The sequence below is a fragment of the Streptomyces sp. NPDC020597 genome (assembly GCF_044335095.1).
In the GTDB taxonomy this organism is placed as follows: Bacteria; Actinomycetota; Actinomycetes; order Streptomycetales; family Streptomycetaceae; genus Streptomyces.
Map to the genome: position 1 here is coordinate 302,551 of NZ_JBIRUL010000005.1, position 18,459 is coordinate 321,009.

The window sequence follows — 18,459 nt, forward strand, 5'->3', positions numbered from 1 at the left end:
GAGTCCCGAGCCGGGCCCAGGGAACGGTGCGCCGACGCCGCCGCGAACGTCGACGAGGCGCACGCTGACCCGTTCGTCGACGTCCACGGGGGCCCTCTCGGCGATCAGCAGGCCGCCGGGGACCAGGGCTCGCGCCAGCCTTTCGAGCAGCGCGCCCGCTCACCGCCGATGCCGAGATCGCCGTCGACGAGCAGGGCGGTGCCCCAACGGCCCTCCCCCCGGCGGTCGCGGCGCTCAGCCGCGTGGCAGGCGGCGCCGAAGCCACGGCGCGGCTCGTGGACGACGACCGCGCCGAGTCGCCGGGCGAGGTCCGCCGAGCCGTCGGTGGAACGAATGTGAATCGGGCATTCCGGACTCCGGCTCCTTACGAAACAGGGACATCGACGAGGGACCGGGGCCCGGGGACGACGCGGGGCGGCCCGCGGTGCGAGGCTGGCCGTATGGAACATCAGCAGTACGGGCAACCCGCGGACGGCCCCGCGGACCGAGGGACCGGGGTCGCCCGCGCCCGGATCCTCGTCGTCGACGACGATCCCACCGTCGCCGAGGTCGTCGCGGGCTACCTCGACCGCGCCGGATACCTGGTGGACCGGGCGGGCGACGGGCCCGCCGCCCTCGCCGGAGCCGCCGCCCACTGGCCCGACCTGGTGGTTCTCGATCTGATGCTGCCCGGCATGGACGGCCTCGAGGTGTGCCGGCGGCTGCGCGGCCGAGGCCCCGTCCCGGTCATCATGCTCACCGCCCGCGGCGACGAGGACGACCGCGTCCTCGGCCTGGAGGTCGGCGCGGACGACTACGTCACCAAGCCGTTCAGTCCCCGCGAACTGGTGCTCAGGGTGGAGTCCGTACTGCGCCGCACCCGGCCCGCAGCAGACGGGCGGGCCCTCGGCGCGGCCGGACTCAGCGTGGACCCGGCGGCCCGCCGCGCCGCCCGCAACGGCGCCGAACTGGCCCTGACCCTCCGTGAGTTCGACCTCCTCACGTTCTTCCTCCGGCATCCCGGACGGGCGTTCAGCCGCGAGGACCTGATGCGGGAGGTGTGGGGCTGGGACTTCGGCGACCTGTCGACCGTCACGGTGCACGTCCGGCGGCTGCGCAACAAGGTCGAGGAAGATCCCGCCCGGCCCCGCCTGATCCAGACGGTGTGGGGCGTCGGCTACCGTTTCGACCCGGCCGTCCCGGCCGGCCAGGGCGAGGAGTGACCGTGCGCGACACCCTGCTCATCGCCCTGTACGCCCTCCTCGGCGCCGGCGCGGCCGGACTGCTCGGCGCGGGGACGCTGTGGCTGCTGCGCCGTCGCTCGCTGACCAGCTCGCTCACCGTGGTGGCGGCCGTCGCCGTGACCGCCATGCTCGCGGGCACCCTCGCCGTGGCGCAGGCGATGTTCCTGTCCCCGCACGACCTGAGTGTGGTCACCACGGTGGTCGCCATGGCGGCCGTGGTCTCTCTGGTCACCGCGCTGGCCCTCGGCCGCTGGGTGGTCGCCCGCAGCCGCGAACTCGCCCTCGCCGCACGCTCCTTCGGCGACGGCGGCGACTTCACCGCACCCGACGGACCGGCCACCGCGGAACTCGCCGCGCTCAGTCGCGAACTGGAGGCCACCAGCGCGAAACTCGCCGAGTCCCGGGAGCGGGAGCGTGCGCTGGAGTCGTCCCGGCGTGAACTCGTCGCCTGGATCTCGCACGACCTGCGCACCCCCCTCGCGGGCCTGCGCGCGATGTCCGAGGCGCTCGAGGACGGCGTCGCCACCGACCCCGCCCGCTATCTGCGCCAGATCCGCACCGAGGTCGAACGACTCAACGGCATGGTCGGCGACCTCTTCGAGCTGTCCCGCATCCACGCCGGAGCCCTCGCCCTGTCCCCAGCCCGGATGTCCGTCTACGACCTGGTCGGCGACGCCCTCGCCGGGGCGTACCCGCTGGCCCACGAGCACGGCGTGCGCCTGGTCGGGGACCGGGTGGAGCCCCTGCCGGTCGAGGTGGACGGCAGAGAGATGAGCCGGGTCCTCGGCAACCTGCTGGTCAACGCGATCCGCCGGACGCCCGCCGACGGCACCGTCATGGTGAGCGCCGAACGCTCGCCCGACGGCGTGGTGCTGTCCGTCTCGGACAGCTGCGGCGGCATCCCCGAGGAGGACCTGCCGCGCGTCTTCGACACCGGCTGGCGCGGCACCCACGCCCGGACGCCGCCGGCGGGCGCCGGACTGGGCCTGGCGATCGTCCGCGGCATCGTGGAGGCCCACCGGGGCCGGGCCACCGTGCGCAACATCCCCGGCGGCTGCCGTTTCGAGGTGGTGCTGCCCGCGGCAGCTTCATGACGCGGGCAGCACCACCGGCCCTGTGCGGTCCTACGCGCGGCGCACACCCGCCGACGCGAACTCCCGCATGTCTTCCGTGAAACCGACCTGCGGCTTCCAGCCCACCTCCGCCCGCAGCCGGGACGAGCCGGCCGTGACGTGCCGGACGTCCCCCGGCCGGTACTCGCCGGTCACGACCGGCCCCGGTCCGCCGTGAGCCGGGGCCGGTGCCGCCGCCGTCCCGTCCAGAGCACGGGCCACGGGCAATTCGTGGCGCACGTCCGCGGCGGGGTCGGCCCGTACGTCGAGCACGACGGGTTCGTGACCGCGCGCCCGAAGCGCCTCGACCACATGGGCCCCGACGAACCCGGCACCGCCGCTGACCACTGCACGCATGACGTCACGTTAGACCGGCACACCCCTGGTGACCCGGTCCGCGCCCCACCACGTCATGACTCCGTAAGAGTCAGCCGGGGGCCGCCCCGCCGCACGGCGCACACCCCTCGTCCGGGAGCAGACACGCGGTGAGCGCCGCGATGTCGTCCTGCAGCCGGTCGTGGCTGTGGGCCAGCAGGTCGGTGTGCAGCCGGCGGAGCAGTTCGTCGGGCGCCAGGACTCCCCAGGAGCGCAGTCGCCGGTGCAGTGGGTAGAACGCGCCGCCGGGATCGCGGGTCTCGGTGACGCCGTCCGTGTACAGCAGGAGTTGGTCACCGGGCCGGAAGGCGTAGTCCTCGACGTGATACGGGTCGCCGACGAGCATGCCGAGGTTGAGCGGCGGGGCCGACGGCCCCCGGTTGAGCTCGCGGACCCCGTCCGGCCCGATGAGCAACGGGGGCGGGTGACCGCAGTTGACGACCCGGACGACGTGGTCGTCGGCGCGGACCTCGGCGAAGACGGCGGTGACGAAACGCTCACCCGGGTCGGGCCCGCCGGTCAGCGTCGCCCTGCGGCTCATGCTGGTCTCCATGCGGCCCGCCAGGGCCGGGAGACCGGACTCGTCGTACGCCGCCTCACGGAACGCGCCCAGCAGGGCGGCCGCGGTCTCCACCGCGAGCAGACCTTTGCCGCGCACGTCACCGATGAGGAGCCGCACCCCGAACGGCGTCGGCACGGCCTCGTACAGGTCGCCGCCGATGCGCGCCTCGGCCGCGGCGGCGAGGTAGAGGCTCTCCAGACGAAGGCTGCCGATCCGGTGGGGGACCGGCCTGAGCAGGACGCGCTGCGCGATGTCGGCCACGAAACGCACGTCGGCGAGCGTGCGTTCACGACGCATCCGGTGGGCCGCCAGGATTGCGCCCAGGGCGCCCACCAGGGCGGTGCAGACGTACGAGGCCACGTAGTGGCGGTCCCACAGTTGACCGACGGACCGCCCCGCGCAGCACGGGGTGCCGGCCAGCACGCCTTCGAGGAGGACGGCGAACACCGTCGCACCGGCGACCACGTACGGACCGTGGGCGAACGCCGTCAGCAGCGGCACGGCGATCAGCGCGAAACTCACCGGCCACTGCGCGGGCGTCACCGGCTCGATCAGCAAAAGGACGACCACGTACAGCAGCGCCAGTCTGCGCACCCACGCCGGAGGCGCGGGCGGTCGGTTCCGCGCCGTCACGGCGGTGCCCGGCCGCCGGTCCGGGGCCGCCTGCCTCACCGCTCGCTCCTGCGCGCCACCCCGTGGGCGTGGCGTGCAGGCGGGCGGCACGTCGCGAGGTCGGGGTTGCACGGCCTTCGCACGGCGGACTCCTGTCACACGGCCCGGGCAAGAGGTCCAGCCTGCTGTGCGCAGCCGCGGCACACCGGCGATTGCTCCGCCCGGCGGCATGTTCGCCGCCGCACACCCACTCCGCCGCCGCCCCCGTCTCGGCGGATCGAGCGGAGGTGAGCCGGACGCGTCAGACGGTCGCCGGCTGCTTCTCCTCCGCGGTGGCGGCTTCCGCGGCGGCGGGGACGGACTCCGTCGAGTAGAAGACGGACTTGCCCTGCTTGCTGCGACGGACCTGCCCCTTGGCCACCAGGGCCTCCAGCGTGCTGCGCACCACCGTGATCTTGACGCCGCGCTCCGGGTGGGAGCCGGTCAGCGCGTCGGTGACTTCGAGGGCCGAGCGGGGCTCACCCTCGCGGGTCAGGTGACCGACGACGAGATCACGCAGCGTCGGACCGTCGCCGGCCTTGGACGCAGGCTTGGCGGCGGGCGCCTTCTTGGCCGCCGGTGCCTTCTTCGCCGCCGGCGCCGGCTTCGTGGCCGCCGGGGCCTTGGACGCCGGCGCGGGCTTCGAGGACGAGGCGGCCTTCGACGCGGGCTTCGCCGAGGCGCCGGTCTTCACCGAGGAGTCGGCCTTCGAGGTCTCGGCCTTCGGGGTCTCGGCCTTCGGGGTCCCGGCCTTGGGGGAGGACGTCGCCTTCCTGGCGCGCGCCTTCTTCTTCGGCTCGACGCCCTGCGCGGCGGCGGGCGCGGCCTGACGGGGAACGGAAGCAGTGGGTGCGGCGGCGGAAGCCGCCTCGCCCGCCTGCTCGGCCCCGCCGAGCGCCTGCTGCATGTTGAGCAGCAGAGCGTGGTCGTGACGCAGTGACTCCAACTTCTCCTGGAGCGCGGTCACTTCGCTGCCGAGACGCTCCTGCTCCTCGGTGTTGTGCTTCAGGTCCTCGGCCAACCGGGCGGCGTACAGCGGCCTGAGGCTGGTCGTTTCGTCATGGGTGTCGGCCACGAGGGCCCTCCTTGGAGTGATGTGCCGTGGTTTTGCCGAATAGTACTCACCGCACTCATGACCGCGTCGCACATGCGCACAATCTCCCGCGACCCGGTGACCCGCGACCCGAGGTCCGCACCCCGCGCCCCCGCCGCCCGCAGCCGCGGAAGCCCGGTGACCCCTCACTGCCACGCGGGCAGTTGCTGCTCGGTCCAGATGACCTTGCCTTCGGGGGTGTAGCGCGTGCCCCAGCGGTCGGCGAACTGGGCCACGAGGAAGAGTCCGCGGCCGCCCTCGTCCATGCCGGCGGCGCGGCGCAGATGCGGTGAGACGCTGCTCCCGTCGGACACTTCGCAGATCAGGCTGCGGTCACGGATCACGCGCACGGTGATGGGGCCGGTCGCGTACCGGATGGCGTTGGTGACCAGTTCGCTGAGGATCAGTTCCATGGTGAACGCCTGCTCCTCCAGTCCCCAGTCGTGCAGCAGGCCGCTGACGCAGGCCCGCACACCGGAGACGGCCGCGGGATCGGACTCCACCTGCCAGACCGCGGTCCGGTCACCGTCGAGCAGTCGGGTGCGGGCGACGAGCAGGGCGACGTCGTCGCGCGGGGCGGTGGGCAGCAGGGCGTCCATCACCGCCTGGCACATCTGTTCAGGTGTACGTCCGGGGTGTGCGACGACTCCGCGCAGCCGTTCGATCCCCTCGTCGATGTCCCGCTGCCGTTCCTCGAGCAGACCGTCGGTGTACAGCACGATGCTGCTGCCCGGCGGCAGTCGGATCTCGGTCTTCTCGTAGGGCAGCCCGCCCAGTCCCAGCGGCGGTCCGGCCGGCACCCCGGCCGGCCGGGCCCGGCCGTCGGGGTGGACGAGGAGCGGCTCGAGGTGGCCGGCCCGCGCCATGGAGCACCGGCCGGACACCGGGTCGTAGACCGCGTACAGGCAGGTGGCGCCGGTCAGGGTCGGGGTCTCGCCGTTCTCGTCGTCCCGGTCCTGGTCGATGCGGGTGACGAGTTCGTCCAGATGCCAGAGCAGTTCGTCGGGAGGCAGATCGAGCGTCGAGAAGTTGTGGACGGCGGTGCGCAGTTGCCCCATGGTGGCGGCGGCGTGCAGGCCGTGCCCGACGACGTCGCCCACCACGATGGCGACCCGCGCCCCGGGCAGCGGGATGAGGTCGAACCAGTCACCGCCGACGCCGCCGCCGAGGCCCGCCTCGGCCGGCAGATAGCGGTGCGCCACCTCGACGGCGCTCTGCTCGGGGAGCGCGTGCGGGAGCAGGGTCCGCTGCAGGGCGACGGCCGTGGCGTGCTCACGGGTGAAGCGGCGGGCGTTGTCGATGCTCACCGCCGCACGGGCCACGAGTTCCTCCGCGACCGAGAGGTCCTCCTCGTCGAACGGCGTGGGTTCCCGCGACCTCCAGAAGGTCGCCACCCCGAGGATGACTCCGCGTGCCCGCAGCGGTGCCGCGATCATCGAGTGGATGCCGGAGGCCACCAGCGCGCGGGCGCGGTCGGGGGCCTGCACCTGCCAGCCGGAGAACGCCGCCATGTCGGCCTCCAGCACCATCCGCCCCGAACCGAAGCCGGTGGCCTGCGGCGTCGAGGGGTCGAAGTGGATGAGCCGGCCGGTCGGATACAGCGGTGTGCCCGTGCGGACGCCGTGCAGCGCGACCCGGCGCAGCTCCGCGATGTTCGCCAGGTTCGGCTCCTCACCGCGCAGCACGGCGTCGGCCAGGTCGACGGTGACGTAGTCGGCGAACCGGGGCACGGCCAGTTCGGCCAGTTCCTCCGCCGTGCGCGTCACGTTGAGGGTGGTGCCGATGCGCAGGCCGGCCTCGTACAGCAGGCTCAGCCGCTCCTGGACGACCTCCACGCGTCCGACCAGGGCGCTGAGTTCCGTCGTGTCCCGCAGGGTGGTGACCGAGCCTCCCGGGCCGGGCAGCTCTTCCATGGGGCGCTGGCTGACCGCGAGCAGCCGGGTGCCGACCTTGAGCACCTGGTCGGTGGCCGTCGTGCCGGACAGCAGGAGCTGTTCGGCCCTCGGCTCCAGGCCGAGGCCGCTGACGGGCCGCCCCTCCACGTCGGCGTCGAGCTCCAGCAGGCGCCGTGCCTCGTCGTTGGCCAGGAGCAGCCGGCCCTGCTGGTCGATGATGAGGACCCCTTCGCGCACCGCGTGCAGGACGGCGTCGTGATGCTCGTACATCCGGGTCATCTGCGCCGGACCGAGTCCGTGGGTCTGGCGGCGCAGCCGTCGGCTGATCAGCGCGCTCCCCGCGGTGGCCGCCGCGAGCACCAGCGCCGTCGCCGCCAGGACGAGCGGCACCTGCCGGTCGGCCGCCACGCTCACCCGTTCGACCGTGATGCCGGCGGAGACCAGGCCGACGATCTTCCCGCCGGGGTCCCTGACGGCGACGACCGTCCGCACCGACCGGCCCAGCGTCCCGGTGGTCGTCTCGGTGACGACTCCGCCGTGCTGGGCCTTCGTGATGCTGCCGATGTAGTGCTGGCCGATGCGCGCGGGGTCGGGATGGGTGTAGCGGATGCCGTCGACGCTCATCACCACGACGAAGTCCACGCCGGAGCGGTGGCGCGTCTGCTCGGCCTGCCGCTGCAGCACCACGGTGGGCTTCGGCTCGCCGAGGGCCTGGACGACGGAGGGGGAGGAGGCCACTGCCGAGGCAACCGCGAGGGTGCGGTTTCGGGCCTCGCGCTCGGCGTCGGTCCGCGACTGGAGCAGCAGGGCGGCGACCGCGGCCGCCACCAGCACGACGATGACGAAGACCTGAAGAACGAACACCTGGCCGGCGACGGTTCGTAGCCCTTGCCAGGACCGCAGACGACCGGGCCGTCGATCCATGGCCCCATCTAACCGCGCCTGGTACCCCCTATCACCCCAGAACGCCGGGCTTCGGCGAACTCGTCACACACGGTGGCCCGCTGTGCACTCACGGCATGCTCCGCTCCCGTCCGGCGCGGCCGCGTCGGCCGCCGACGGGCCCGGAGCTCTCACGGACGATCAGGTCGGTGCCGGCGAAGGTCGGCTCGGGGGGCCGATGGCCGCTCTCCAACTGGGCGCGCAGCAGGGCGAAGGCGTCCCGGCCCAACCCCTGGAAGTCCATCCGCACGGTGGTGAGGGCGGGCGTGAGGAAACCCGAGTGCGGGGCGTCGTCGAAGCCGACGACGCTGACCTCGTCCGGGACGCGGCGGCCGGCGTGGTGCAGGGCGCGCAGCACGCCGAGCGCCAGGTCGTCGTTGCCGCACAGGATCGCGGTGACCTCGGGGTCCTGCGCGAGCCGGCGTCCCTCGTCGTAGCCGGCCTGTGCGTCCCAGCCCGTTCCGCCATGCGGCTCCGGCGGGGTGACGCCGGCCGACTCCAGTGCGGCGCGCCAGCCCTGGGCGCGGGGGCCTTCGGGCCGCCGGGCGCCCACGGACGACGGGATGGCGAGGTAGTGGACGGTCCGGTGTCCGAGCTCCAGCAGGTACGCGGTGGCGGCCCGGGCCGCTTCGCGGTCGTCGGCCCACACGGCCGGACGGGGAGGGGTCCGGCCCGGCGGCGGGGCCTCGACGACGGCGGCGCACGGCATGTCGGCCGGGGCCCGCTCCAGTGCCGCGGCGCCCAGCGGGTCGAAGCCGATGACCATCAGGCCGCCGCCCTCGTCCGCCGCCGAGGACAGCGTGCGGTCGAGATCGTCCTCGGGCGTCAGCACCTTCACGCCCAGGGCGTATCCCGCCGCGCGGGCCGCTTCCTCGAGGCCCTGCAGGGTGGCCGCGTAGCCGTGGAGCGTCGTGTTCGACGTCAGGACGGTGAGGGACCGGGTCACGCCGCCGGCGAGGGCGAACGCGGTCGGGTTGCGCCGGAATCCCAGGCTCTCGATGGCCGCCTCGACACGGCGGCGCGTCTCCTCGCGCACGTTGGGGTGAGCGTTGATCACCCGGGAGACGGTCTGGTACGAGACGCCCGCGGCGCGTGCGACATCGCGAATGCTGGCGGCTTTGCGCGGTTCCCGTCCGGGAGTGCGGGGGTCGGCGTTCGTGTGACCGGTCACATCCATGCATCGAGTGTGAGCGGTCACAACGGCGGGCGTCAAGTGACGCAGCGGACCGGGGCCGACGCCCGTGCGACAGGTATACCAGGGAACGGGCCGGTGGGTCGGCCCGGCCGACTGCCCGGCGGGGGCCGACCGGTCAGCCGGACGGCCGGCCGACCAGTCGGTCAGCCGGCCGTATGGCCGACGAGTCGTTCAGCGGTTCCGCGTCATCGGTTCGTCGGCTGTCGGGACCTCGGTCTTCGGGACCCCGGGTCGGTCAGGAGGGCGTGGGCGCCGGATTGCCGTAGTAGGCGTCGGGGCCGTGCTTGCGGGTGTAGTGGCGGTTGAGCAGGTGGGGCGGCGGCGGGGCCGTCGGGGACAGCGCGAAGGTGTGCAGGGCGATGTCGGCGACGGCTTCGCAGATGATCGCGTGCTCGAGTGACTTGCGCGCGGTCGATCCCCAGGTGAACGGCCCGTGGTTGGCCACCAGGGCCGCGGGCACCTCGACGGCCCGCTGGTCGTCCTCCTCCAGCAGGTCCACGATGACCCGCCCGGTGTTGTACTCGTAGTCCTTCGCGCACTGCTCGGCCGTGAGGTCCGGGGTGACCGGGATCGGGCCGTTGAAGGTGTCGGCGTGGGTGGTGCCGAGCACCGGGATGTCACGGCGGGCCTGGGCGAAGGCGACGGCGCGGGTGGAGTGGGTGTGGGTGACGCCGCCGATGGAGGGGAAGGCGAGGTAGAGGCAGCGGTGGGTCTCGGTGTCGGTGGAGGGCCGAAGGTGCCCGTCGACGACCGCGCCGTCCGACAGGCGGACGGTCACCAGGTCGTCGAGACCGAGGTCCTCGTAGGGGACCCCGGAGGGCTTGATGACGAAGACGCCCGCCTCACGGTCGACACCGCTGACGTTTCCCCAGGTCAGCGTCGCCAGACCGACCTGAGGGATGGTCAGGTTGGCGTCCAGCACCTCTTGCCGCAGACCGTCGCGCACTCGTGCGGTCATCGGCTTCCTCCTTGGATACGGATCAGAGCCATGGCGTACGGCCTCACAGCGCCTGGGCGAGACGGTGGTAGGCCGCGTTCCAGCGGACTTCCTTGGCGAACTGCTCGGTGGTGGTGTTCTCGTCGATGGTGAGCAGCTCGACGCCGGTCATCGCGGCGTAGTCGGTGAGCGTCTCCAGGCCGACGGCCGAGCTGAGCACGGTGTGGTGCGGGGCGCCGGCGAGCAGCCAGCTCTCCGCGGACTCGGCCAGCGAGGGGCGGGGCTCCCACACGGCGCGGGCCACCGGCAGACGGCGCAGCGGCTCGCTCGGGGCGATGACGTCGACGGCGTTCGCGGTGAGCCGGAAGCGGTCGCCGAGGTCGGAGAGTCCGATGACGACGGCGGGGCCCTCGGCGGCGTTGAAGACGAGGCGGACGGGGTCCTCGCGGCCGCCGATGGACAGCGGGTGGATCTCGGCGCTGGGGCGGCCGGCGGCGATGGAGGGGCAGACCTCGAGCATGTGGGCGCCGAGGACGCACGGCTTGCCGGGGCCGAGGTGGTAGGTGTAGTCCTCCATGAAGCTGGTGCCGCCGGGGCTGCCGACGCCCATGACCTTCACCGTGCGCAGCAGCGCGGAGGTCTTCCAGTCGCCCTCGCCGCCGAAGCCGTAGCCGTCGGCCATGAGGCGCTGGACGGCGATGCCGGGCAGCTGGCGCAGGCCGCCGAGGTCCTCGAAGTTGGTGGTGAAGGCGGTGAAGCCGCCCTCGGTGAGGAAGGCGCGCAGGCCTGCTTCGATACGGGCCGCGTACAGCAGGGAGTCGTGCTGGTCGCCGCCGGGCCGCAGGGCCTCGGCGACGTCGTAGGAGTCGGTGTACTCGGCGGCGAGTTCGGCGACGTCCTTGTCCGGCACGGCGTCGACGACGGCGACCAGGTCGTTGACGCCGTAGGTGTTGACGGAGAACCCGAACCGTATCTGGGCCTCGACCTTGTCGCCCTCGGTGACGGCGACGTCGCGCATGTTGTCGCCGAAGCGGGCGAGGCGCAGGGTGCGCGCGGTGTGGCGGCCGACGGCGGCGCGGGCCCAGGCGGCGACGCGGCGCACGACGCGGGGGTCGGTGGCGTGACCGGCGACGATCTTGCGGTCCACGCCCACCCGGGACTCGATGTGGCCGAACTCGCGGTCGCCGTGCGCGGCCTGGTTGAGGTTCATGAAGTCCATGTCGATGCTCGGCCACGGCAGCGACAGGTTGTACTGGGTGTGCAGGTGCAGCAGCGGCCGGTCGAGGGCGCTGAGCCCGGCGATCCACATCTTCGCCGGGGAGAAGGTGTGCATCCACACGATCACGCCCACGCAGGCGTCGGAGGCCGAGGCCTCCTGACACATCCGCCGGATCGCGTCGGCGTCGGTCAGCACCGGCTTCCACACGATCCGCACCGGGATCTCGCCCGCGTGACCGAGGGTCTCGGAGATGCTCCGGGACTGCTCGGCCACCTGCTGCAGGACGTCGTCGCCGTACAGGCCCTGGCTGCCGGTGAGAAACCAGACCTCGTGGTCGGGGTACGGGGTGGCGTTGGCTTCCATGTCGGACGTTTCCTTTCGGGAATGATGACCACAGAGGAGGGGGCGGTGACGGTCACCGCCCAGGGGGGCGACGTTCTCAGACGGATGCTTCGGCGCGGATGCGGCGCAGGCGGTGCATGACCTCGTTGGCGCCGCGACCGAAGTAGTCGTGCAGGAGTCGGTACTCGGCGAACAGGCGGTCGTAGGCCTCGGCCCGCTCGGGGTCGGGCAGGTAGACCGCGGGACGGGCCTTGCCCATGGCCTGGGCGGCGGCCCTGATGTCGGGGTAGGAGCCGGCCGCGACGGCCGCGTGCATCGCCGCGCCGAGGGCCGGTCCCTGGGCCGAGTCGATGACGCCGAGGGGCAGCCGGGTGACGTCGGAGTAGATCTGCATCAGCAGCTCGTTCTTCGTCAGACCGCCCGCGATGATCAGCTCCCGCACCGGGACGCCGGAGTTCTCGAAGGCCTCGATGATGGTGCGGGTGCCGAAGGCGGTGGCCTCCAGCAGCGCCCGGTAGACGTCCTCGGGGCGGGTGGACAGCGTCAGGCCCACCATGACGCCGCTGAGGTCGTGGTCGACCAGGACGGAGCGGTTGCCGCTCTGCCAGTCCAGCGCGATCAGCCCGTGCTCGCCGATCTTCTGCTCGGCCGCGAGCGCGGTGAGGTGCTGGTGCGCGTCGCGTCCCAGGGCGGCCGCCTCCTCGGCGTACGCGGCGGGGAAGCCGGTGCGCACGAACCAGCCGAAGATGTCGCCGACACCGCTCTGTCCGGCCTCGTAGCCCCACAGGCCCGGCAGGATGCCGCCGTCGACGACCCCGCACATGCCCGGCACCTCCGCCCACTGGTCGGAGCTCATGACGTGGCAGGTGGAGGTGCCCATGATGGCCACCATCCGGCCCGGCTCCACGGCCGTCGCGGCGGGGGCCGTCACATGGGCGTCGACGTTGCCGACGCACACGGCGATGCCCTCCGGCAGGCCCGTCCAGGCCGCCGCCTCGGCCGTCAGCCCGCCCGCCCGATCGCCGAGCTGCCCGATCGGGTGCTCCAGCTTGGCGGTCACGAAGTCGGCGAAGTCGGGGTTCAGCGCGGCGAGGTACTCCGGTGACGGGTAGACGCCGTCCTGCAGCTGGCCCTTGTAGCCGGCGGTGCAGGCGTTGCGGACGTAGTTCCCGGACAGCCGCCACACGATCCAGTCCGCGGCCTCGACCCAGCGCTCGGTCCGGGCGTAGATCTCCGGGTCCTCCTCGAGGAGCTGCAGCCCCTTGGCGAACTCCCACTCCGAGGAGATCTTGCCGCCGTAGCGCTTGATCCACGGCTCCTTGCGCTGCTCGGCCAGCGCCGTGATGCGGTCGGCCTGGGCCTGGGCCGCGTGGTGACGCCACAGCTTGACGTAGGCGTGCGGACGGCCGGTGAGGTCCGGCAGCTCGCACAGCGGGGTGCCGTCGCTGAGCACCGGCAGCATCGTGCACGCGGTGAAGTCCGTGCCGATGCCCACGACCTGCTCCGGGCGCACCCCTGAGCGGGCCAGCGCCTCCGGGACGGCGATGCGCAGGACGTCGATGTAGTCGGACGGCACCTGGAGCGCCCAGTCCGGCGGCAGCGCGGTCCCGTCCGGCAGCTCCCGGTCGAGCACGGCATGGGTGTACGGGTGCTCGGCCGACGCCAGCTCGGCGCCGTCCGCGACCCGGACCACCACGGCCCGCCCGGACAGCGTGCCGTAGTCGACTCCGATGACGTAGGTGTCGGGACGGGACTCTTCCCCGCGCTCGTCCAGGATCTCGGCGTTCACCACCGGACCGCCCTTCTGTTCGGTATGACAATCAACGTTCGGTATTGCGGATAGGGGAAAGGTAACCGGTGGTGTGGAGGATGGGGAAGGCCGGGGCCCGTGTAGACCCCGGCCGAGGTGAGGTCAGCCGTTCAGCGGCGCGACGGTCACCTTGTCGATGTCGGGTGCGTACGCGGCGGAATTTGCGAAGGCGACGGTGTTGACGCGGCTTTGAGGGTGACCGGGACCGGTAGGTCCCAGAAGGTGGACCCGCTGTAGGTGTTGCGGAGCATGACCCTGCTCGGTGCGCCGTTCACCGTGACGTCCGCCGCCCTGGAGACGACGTCGGTGTCGTAGTTCCCGGATCCCGCGACCTCGTTGCCGGCTACCGCACGTTCATCACGCATCGGCCGCCCCGCCGGGGCGATCACCCGGAAGGTGAGGGTGTCGGCGCAGCCCCGGCCGACGTGGCCCGCGTACTTGCCGCCCGAGGTCCGGGCATGGCCGGAGACGTCCGCGGTCCCGGCGAGGGCGGCGTCCTCGGCCTCGTAGGAGGTGACGCCCCTGGTGTCGGCGGTGCTTGTGACGCGCAGGTCCCTCAGGGTGAGGCGGCCGCCGCCCACGGGTGCGGCGGTGATGCGGTCGTGCCCGCCGAGAGGCGCAGTCGCAGCGCCCTGTCGGTGACGCGGCCCCGGGTGGCGGCGATTGTGGCGGGGAGGGCGCCCTCCATGACGTGAGGACGGTGACCGGCCGGGTGACGCCTCATGACACTCGAGACGGTCTGGTGGGAGCCGTCCGTCGCCAGGGCGACGTCGTGGACGCCGACGGCCTTCCGCTGCCCCGGAAGGCGGTGGACCCGGCCGCCGAGCTTGTGTGCCGGTCACTGGCATGCCAGGATTGTGAGCGGTCACAACGCGGGCGTCAAGGGACTGAAACCAGGGATCCAGTCCTCGGTCACCCGGGCCGGCTCGGCGGTCCTGTCCTTCTCCGAACGCGAATCCCCAGTTCAGCGCCCGCGAGATCCACCGCAGGACCGAACCTTCCCGGAAGGAAATTGCGTTGACCACTGCCGCCGTGACGGACGAGAGGTCCCTTGTCTGGTCCCGTCCGGAACTGGGCCTGCACGCCGTGGTGGACGCCGGGGGATCGGTGCGACTGGGCGGACCCGACCAGGGCCGGGACTGCCTGGTGCCCCTCGTCGAGGTGACCGCCACCGGCCATGGACGCCGGTGGTCGGGCGAGCGCTTCATCGAGACGTCCGTGGGCGAACGCCTGTCATACCGCGGCCATGAGACGGTCCACGACGGCGGCCGGGAGCGCACCACGATCCGGCTGGCGGATCCCGTGACCGGCCTCGCCGCCCATGTCACCCTCGAGGCGAGCGGCGACGGGGCGCCTCCCGGCGCCGGGTTCCTGCGGGCCCGGGTGCGCCTGGTCAACGAGGGCGCGGACCCGATCCGGCTGGAGAGCGTGACCACGCTGACCCTGGGCGGCATCGCCGACGCCGACGGATCGCTCGACGGCCTCACCCTGCACTGGGCCGACAACGACTGGCTCGCCGAGTGCCGCTGGCGGCAGGCCCCCTACCGGGACCGGGTCGTCGCGCTGAGCCGGTCCGCCCACGGCCACGAGGGCCGCGGATGCTTCGAGCGGTACTCGCAGGGCAGCTGGTCCACCGGCCGGCACCTTCCCGTCGCGGGCCTCACCGACCGGGACGGGCGGGCGTGGCTGTGGCAGATCGAGTCCAGCGCGGGCTGGCGCTTCGAGACCGGTGAGCGCGAAGGGGCGGCCTACGTCGCGCTGTTCGGGCCCGACGACGCCCACCACCAGTGGCACCACACCCTCGCGCCGGGCCAGGACTTCCACACCGTGCCCGCCGTCCTCGTCCGGACGCAGAGCGGCGGCCTCGACGCCGCCTTCGGGATCCTCACGGACCACCGCCGCGGCATCCGCCGCGACCACCCCGACCACCGCGCGCTCCCGGTCATCTACAACGACTACATGAACACGCTCATGGGCGACCCCAGCACGGAGAGGCTGCTGCCCCTGATCGAGTCCGCGGCCGACGCCGGCGCGGAGGTCTTCGTCGTGGACGCGGGCTGGTACGACGACGACTCCCAGGGCTGGTGGGACGCCGTCGGCGCCTGGGAAGCCGCCCGCAACCGCTTCCCCGGCGGCATCTCGGAGGTCCTGGACGCCATCCGGCAGCGCGGTATGACGCCGGGGCTGTGGCTGGAGCCCGAGGTCGTCGGCGTGCGCAGCCCGCTCGCCCGGACGCTCCCGCCCGAGGCGTTCTTCCAGCGCGGCGGGATGCGCGTCACCGAACACGGACGGCACCACCTGGACCTGCGCCACCCCGCCGCCCGCGCCCATCTCGACCGGGTGGTCGACCGCCTCGTCGGCGAATGGGGCGTCGGCTACCTCAAGCTCGACTACAACATCAACATCGGCCCGGGCACGGAGAGCGGCGCCGGAGAGGGCCCCGAGAGCGCGGGCGCCGGACTGCTCGGGCACCACCGCGCCCACCTCGACTGGATGGCCGCGCTGCTCGACCGGCACCCCCGTCTCGTCCTGGAGAACTGCGGTTCGGGCGGCCTGCGCATGGACTACGCGCAGCTGGCGGTGACGCAGCTGCAGTCCACCAGCGACCAGCAGGACCTCCTGCGCTGTCCGCCGATCGCCGCCGCGGCCGCCACCGCCGCCGCACCCGAGCAGGCGGCGGTCTGGGCCTACCCCCAGCCCGAGCACAGTCCCGACGAGATCGCCTTCACCCTTGCCGGCGCACTCCTCGGCCGGGTCCATCTCTCGGGGTTCCTCGACCGCATGGACGACGAGCGGTTCGCCCTCGTACGCTCCGCGATCGCGGTGTACAAGGACATCCGGCCCCACATCGCCGGCGCCCACCCCTACTGGCCGCTCGGGCTGCCCGCGTGGGAGGACGCCTGGCTCGCCCACGGGCTGCGGGGCCGGGAGTCCACGTTCCTGACGGTGTGGCGCCGCGGCCCCGGCGGCGACCGCCGCGCGCTGTCCCTGCCGCACCTGCGGGGCGTCCGCCGGGTACCGGAAATCCTGTTCCCGGGCCCGTCCGGCGCCACCGCCCGCTGGGACGCCGACGCGGGGATCCTCACCGTCCGACTGCCCCGCCCCGACACCGCCGTGGTGCTGCGATGGGACGCCGCGTACGTCGAGCGCGGCGGGTGACGACGCAGCCCGGTCACGACCCGGTGCGCGCCGCGCGGGCCTGACGGAAGTCGAGGTACGACAGCGCTGTCACCAGCGGCGGAACGACGACGCACAGCAGGACGACGCGGAGCCGGCCCTCCGTCAGCGCGGCGAGGGCGACGACGGCGAGGGTGCCGCCGACGAAGCCGAAGAACTGACGGTAGGAGCGGAACCCGCCCGTCACCGCCGGCCGGGGATCGTCCTCGGCCCACGCGGCGCGCGCGGGGTGGCCGTCCCCGTCCCGCCGGGCCTGTCGCCAGGCGAAGCACCAGCGGGCGACCGCGTAGAGGACGAACGTGCCCAGGTAGATCCACCACCCGATCGGGTCGTCGGGCAGTGCATGCGCGAGAGTCACCTGTGTCATGGACCCCGCGTGCCCCGCCCGCCAGGGAGCAGACGGTTCCGGTTTCCGGCGCGGCGGCCCGGCTCGTCGCCGCCGCCGGGGCCGGGCCGCCCCCGGTGCCGGGCGGTCCGGGGCGGGTCGGCGGGGCGCGGTCGCGGCTGCTACGTTGCGGACGCATGAGCGACAACGTGTACGTGGGCAACGCCGGCAAGGACGCGGCGCTGGACCACGGCTGGCTGCTGGGCCACTTCAAGGACGCCGACGATCCCCGGCACAGTGCGGACGTGGAGATCAAGTGGGGCGTGCATCCGCGGGGCGACGAGCGGGTCCGATGGGTGAGCGGTGAGGTGCGCACCGCCCTGCTGGTGCTCATCAGCGGTCGCTTCCGGGTCGAGCTGCCCGGGCGCAGCGTCGTACTGGCGGAGCAGGGCGACTACATCGTGTGGGGCAAGGGCGTCGACCACTCCTGGTACGCGGAGGAGGAGTCGGTCGTCCTGACGGTTCGCTGGCCGTCGGTCGCGGGCTACCGGGCCACGGCCGACGCCGGCCCGCAGGACCGGGGCTGAATCAGCCGCTCCCCGCCCCGCCGCCCGGGCCGTCCCCGTCCGCGAACGCCGCGAGGATGCGCTCGGCGGCCAGCGTCGCCGTCAGCCCGCCGTCCCTGACCCGCTGTTCCAGGAGCGGGGCGAGCGCGCGCACCGCAGGGTCGGCGTGCAGCCGGCCGAGGAGTTCGTCGCGGACCATGGTCCAGGTCCAGTCGACCTGCTGGTCGCGCCGTTTGGCGGCCAGGCGCCCGGTGGAGTCGAGCACCTTGCGGTGCTGTTCCAGGCGCTCCCAGACGGTGTCCAGTCCTGACGACTCCCGGGCGCTGCAGCTCAGCACGGGCGGCGCCCACGGGGCGTCCTTGCCGTGCATCAGCCGCAGCGCGCCCGCCAGTTCACGGGCGGCGGCGCGGGCGTCGCGCTCGTGCGGGCCGTCCGCCTTGTTGACGGCGATGACGTCGGCCAGCTCCAGGACGCCCTTCTTGATGCCCTGCAGCTGGTCGCCGGTGCGGGCGAGGGTGAGCAGCAGGAAGGAGTCGACCATGTTGGCGACCGCGGTCTCGGACTGGCCGACGCCGACCGTCTCGACGAGGACCACGTCGTAGCCGGCCGCCTCCATGACCACGATCGACTCCCGCGTGGCCTTGGCGACCCCGCCGAGGGTGCCCGCGGTGGGGGAGGGGCGGATGAACGCCGCCGGATCCACCGCGAGACGTTCCATCCGGGTCTTGTCGCCGAGGATCGAGCCCCCGGTGCGGCTGGACGACGGGTCGACGGCGAGCACCGCCACCCGGTGGCCCTGGGAGGTCAGCAGCGTGCCGAACGCGTCGATGAACGTCGACTTGCCCACGCCGGGCACTCCGCTGACGCCGATCCTGCGCGCCCTGCCGCTGTGCGGGAGCAGCTCGGTCAGCAGCTCCTGCGCCAGCACCCGGTGCTGGGGCCGGGTGGACTCGACGAGGGTGATGGCGCGCGCGACGATCGCACGCTTCCCGTCGAGTACACCCTTCACATAGGTGTCGAGGTCGATGGCCATGG

Annotated in this window: 14 protein-coding genes and 3 pseudogenes; 4 read left to right on the plus strand and 13 right to left on the minus strand. The window is 73.2% G+C overall.

Annotated features, from left to right (window positions below):
• Positions 1-239: 239 nt before the first annotated feature.
• Positions 240-449: pseudogene (locus ACH4ZA_RS12150) on the minus strand (hypothetical protein); the annotation flags it as partial.
• Between ACH4ZA_RS12150 and ACH4ZA_RS12155 the strand changes: the two are divergent.
• Positions 441-1,202 carry a response regulator gene (locus ACH4ZA_RS12155; protein ID WP_398429181.1) on the plus strand — a complete coding sequence of 254 codons (762 nt, stop codon included), beginning with the start codon at positions 441-443 and terminating at the stop codon, positions 1,200-1,202. The pseudogene ACH4ZA_RS12150 and the gene ACH4ZA_RS12155 sit on opposite strands and share 9 nt — an antisense overlap.
• A gap of 2 nt (positions 1,203-1,204) precedes the next feature.
• Positions 1,205-2,317 carry a sensor histidine kinase gene (locus ACH4ZA_RS12160; RefSeq protein ID WP_398429182.1) on the plus strand — a complete coding sequence of 371 codons (1,113 nt, stop codon included), beginning with the start codon at positions 1,205-1,207 and terminating at the stop codon, positions 2,315-2,317.
• A 30-nt stretch (positions 2,318-2,347) separates the two neighbouring features.
• Here the strand turns inward: ACH4ZA_RS12160 and ACH4ZA_RS12165 are convergent.
• The 10 genes and pseudogenes from ACH4ZA_RS12165 to ACH4ZA_RS12210 all read right to left on the minus strand — a co-directional run.
• Positions 2,348-2,533: pseudogene (locus tag ACH4ZA_RS12165) on the minus strand (NAD-dependent dehydratase); the annotation flags it as partial.
• A 57-nt stretch (positions 2,534-2,590) separates the two neighbouring features.
• Positions 2,591-2,692: pseudogene (locus tag ACH4ZA_RS12170) on the minus strand (NAD-dependent epimerase/dehydratase family protein); the annotation flags it as partial.
• 70 nt (positions 2,693-2,762) lie between these two features.
• Positions 2,763-3,944: a PP2C family protein-serine/threonine phosphatase gene (locus tag ACH4ZA_RS12175; RefSeq protein WP_398429183.1), complete on the minus strand. Its 1,182-nt coding sequence runs from the start codon at positions 3,942-3,944 to the stop codon at positions 2,763-2,765.
• A gap of 241 nt (positions 3,945-4,185) precedes the next feature.
• Positions 4,186-4,998, minus strand: a complete 813-nt coding sequence (locus tag ACH4ZA_RS12180) for a hypothetical protein (RefSeq protein ID WP_398429185.1) — start codon at positions 4,996-4,998, stop codon at positions 4,186-4,188.
• A gap of 164 nt (positions 4,999-5,162) precedes the next feature.
• A complete protein-coding gene (locus tag ACH4ZA_RS12185) occupies positions 5,163-7,835 on the minus strand; it encodes a SpoIIE family protein phosphatase (RefSeq protein WP_398429187.1) in 2,673 nt (890 codons plus the stop codon).
• A gap of 88 nt (positions 7,836-7,923) precedes the next feature.
• On the minus strand, positions 7,924-9,030 hold the full coding sequence (locus tag ACH4ZA_RS12190) for a LacI family DNA-binding transcriptional regulator (protein ID WP_398429189.1): 1,107 nt from the start codon (positions 9,028-9,030) through the stop codon (positions 7,924-7,926).
• Between the two features lie 253 nt (positions 9,031-9,283).
• Positions 9,284-10,006, minus strand: coding sequence for an L-ribulose-5-phosphate 4-epimerase AraD (gene araD, locus ACH4ZA_RS12195; protein WP_398429191.1), 723 nt, complete (start codon positions 10,004-10,006; stop codon positions 9,284-9,286).
• 43 nt (positions 10,007-10,049) lie between these two features.
• On the minus strand, positions 10,050-11,567 hold the full coding sequence (gene araA / locus ACH4ZA_RS12200) for an L-arabinose isomerase (protein ID WP_398429193.1): 1,518 nt from the start codon (positions 11,565-11,567) through the stop codon (positions 10,050-10,052).
• 76 nt (positions 11,568-11,643) lie between these two features.
• On the minus strand, positions 11,644-13,338 hold the full coding sequence (araB, locus tag ACH4ZA_RS12205) for a ribulokinase (protein WP_398429194.1): 1,695 nt from the start codon (positions 13,336-13,338) through the stop codon (positions 11,644-11,646).
• Between the two features lie 143 nt (positions 13,339-13,481).
• The gene (locus tag ACH4ZA_RS12210; RefSeq protein WP_398429195.1) at positions 13,482-13,937 is read right to left on the minus strand and encodes a hypothetical protein; all 456 of its coding nucleotides are present in this window, start codon (positions 13,935-13,937) and stop codon (positions 13,482-13,484) included.
• A 436-nt stretch (positions 13,938-14,373) separates the two neighbouring features.
• Between ACH4ZA_RS12210 and ACH4ZA_RS12215 the strand changes: the two genes are divergently transcribed.
• Positions 14,374-16,515 carry a glycoside hydrolase family 36 protein gene (locus tag ACH4ZA_RS12215; protein WP_398429197.1) on the plus strand — a complete coding sequence of 714 codons (2,142 nt, stop codon included), beginning with the start codon at positions 14,374-14,376 and terminating at the stop codon, positions 16,513-16,515.
• 13 nt (positions 16,516-16,528) lie between these two features.
• On the opposite strand, the gene ACH4ZA_RS12220 is transcribed toward ACH4ZA_RS12215, so the two are convergent.
• The gene (locus tag ACH4ZA_RS12220) at positions 16,529-16,891 is read right to left on the minus strand and encodes a hypothetical protein (protein WP_398429198.1); all 363 of its coding nucleotides are present in this window, start codon (positions 16,889-16,891) and stop codon (positions 16,529-16,531) included.
• A gap of 164 nt (positions 16,892-17,055) precedes the next feature.
• Here ACH4ZA_RS12220 and ACH4ZA_RS12225 point away from each other — a divergent pair, with 164 nt between their 5' ends.
• Entirely contained in the window at positions 17,056-17,445 is a 390-nt protein-coding gene (locus ACH4ZA_RS12225) for a signal peptidase I (protein WP_398429200.1), read from the plus strand.
• A 1-nt stretch (position 17,446) separates the two neighbouring features.
• Here the strand turns inward: ACH4ZA_RS12225 and meaB are convergent, their stop codons facing one another.
• Entirely contained in the window at positions 17,447-18,457 is a 1,011-nt protein-coding gene (gene meaB / locus ACH4ZA_RS12230; protein WP_398429202.1) for a methylmalonyl Co-A mutase-associated GTPase MeaB, read from the minus strand.
• Positions 18,458-18,459: the final 2 nt, after the last annotated feature.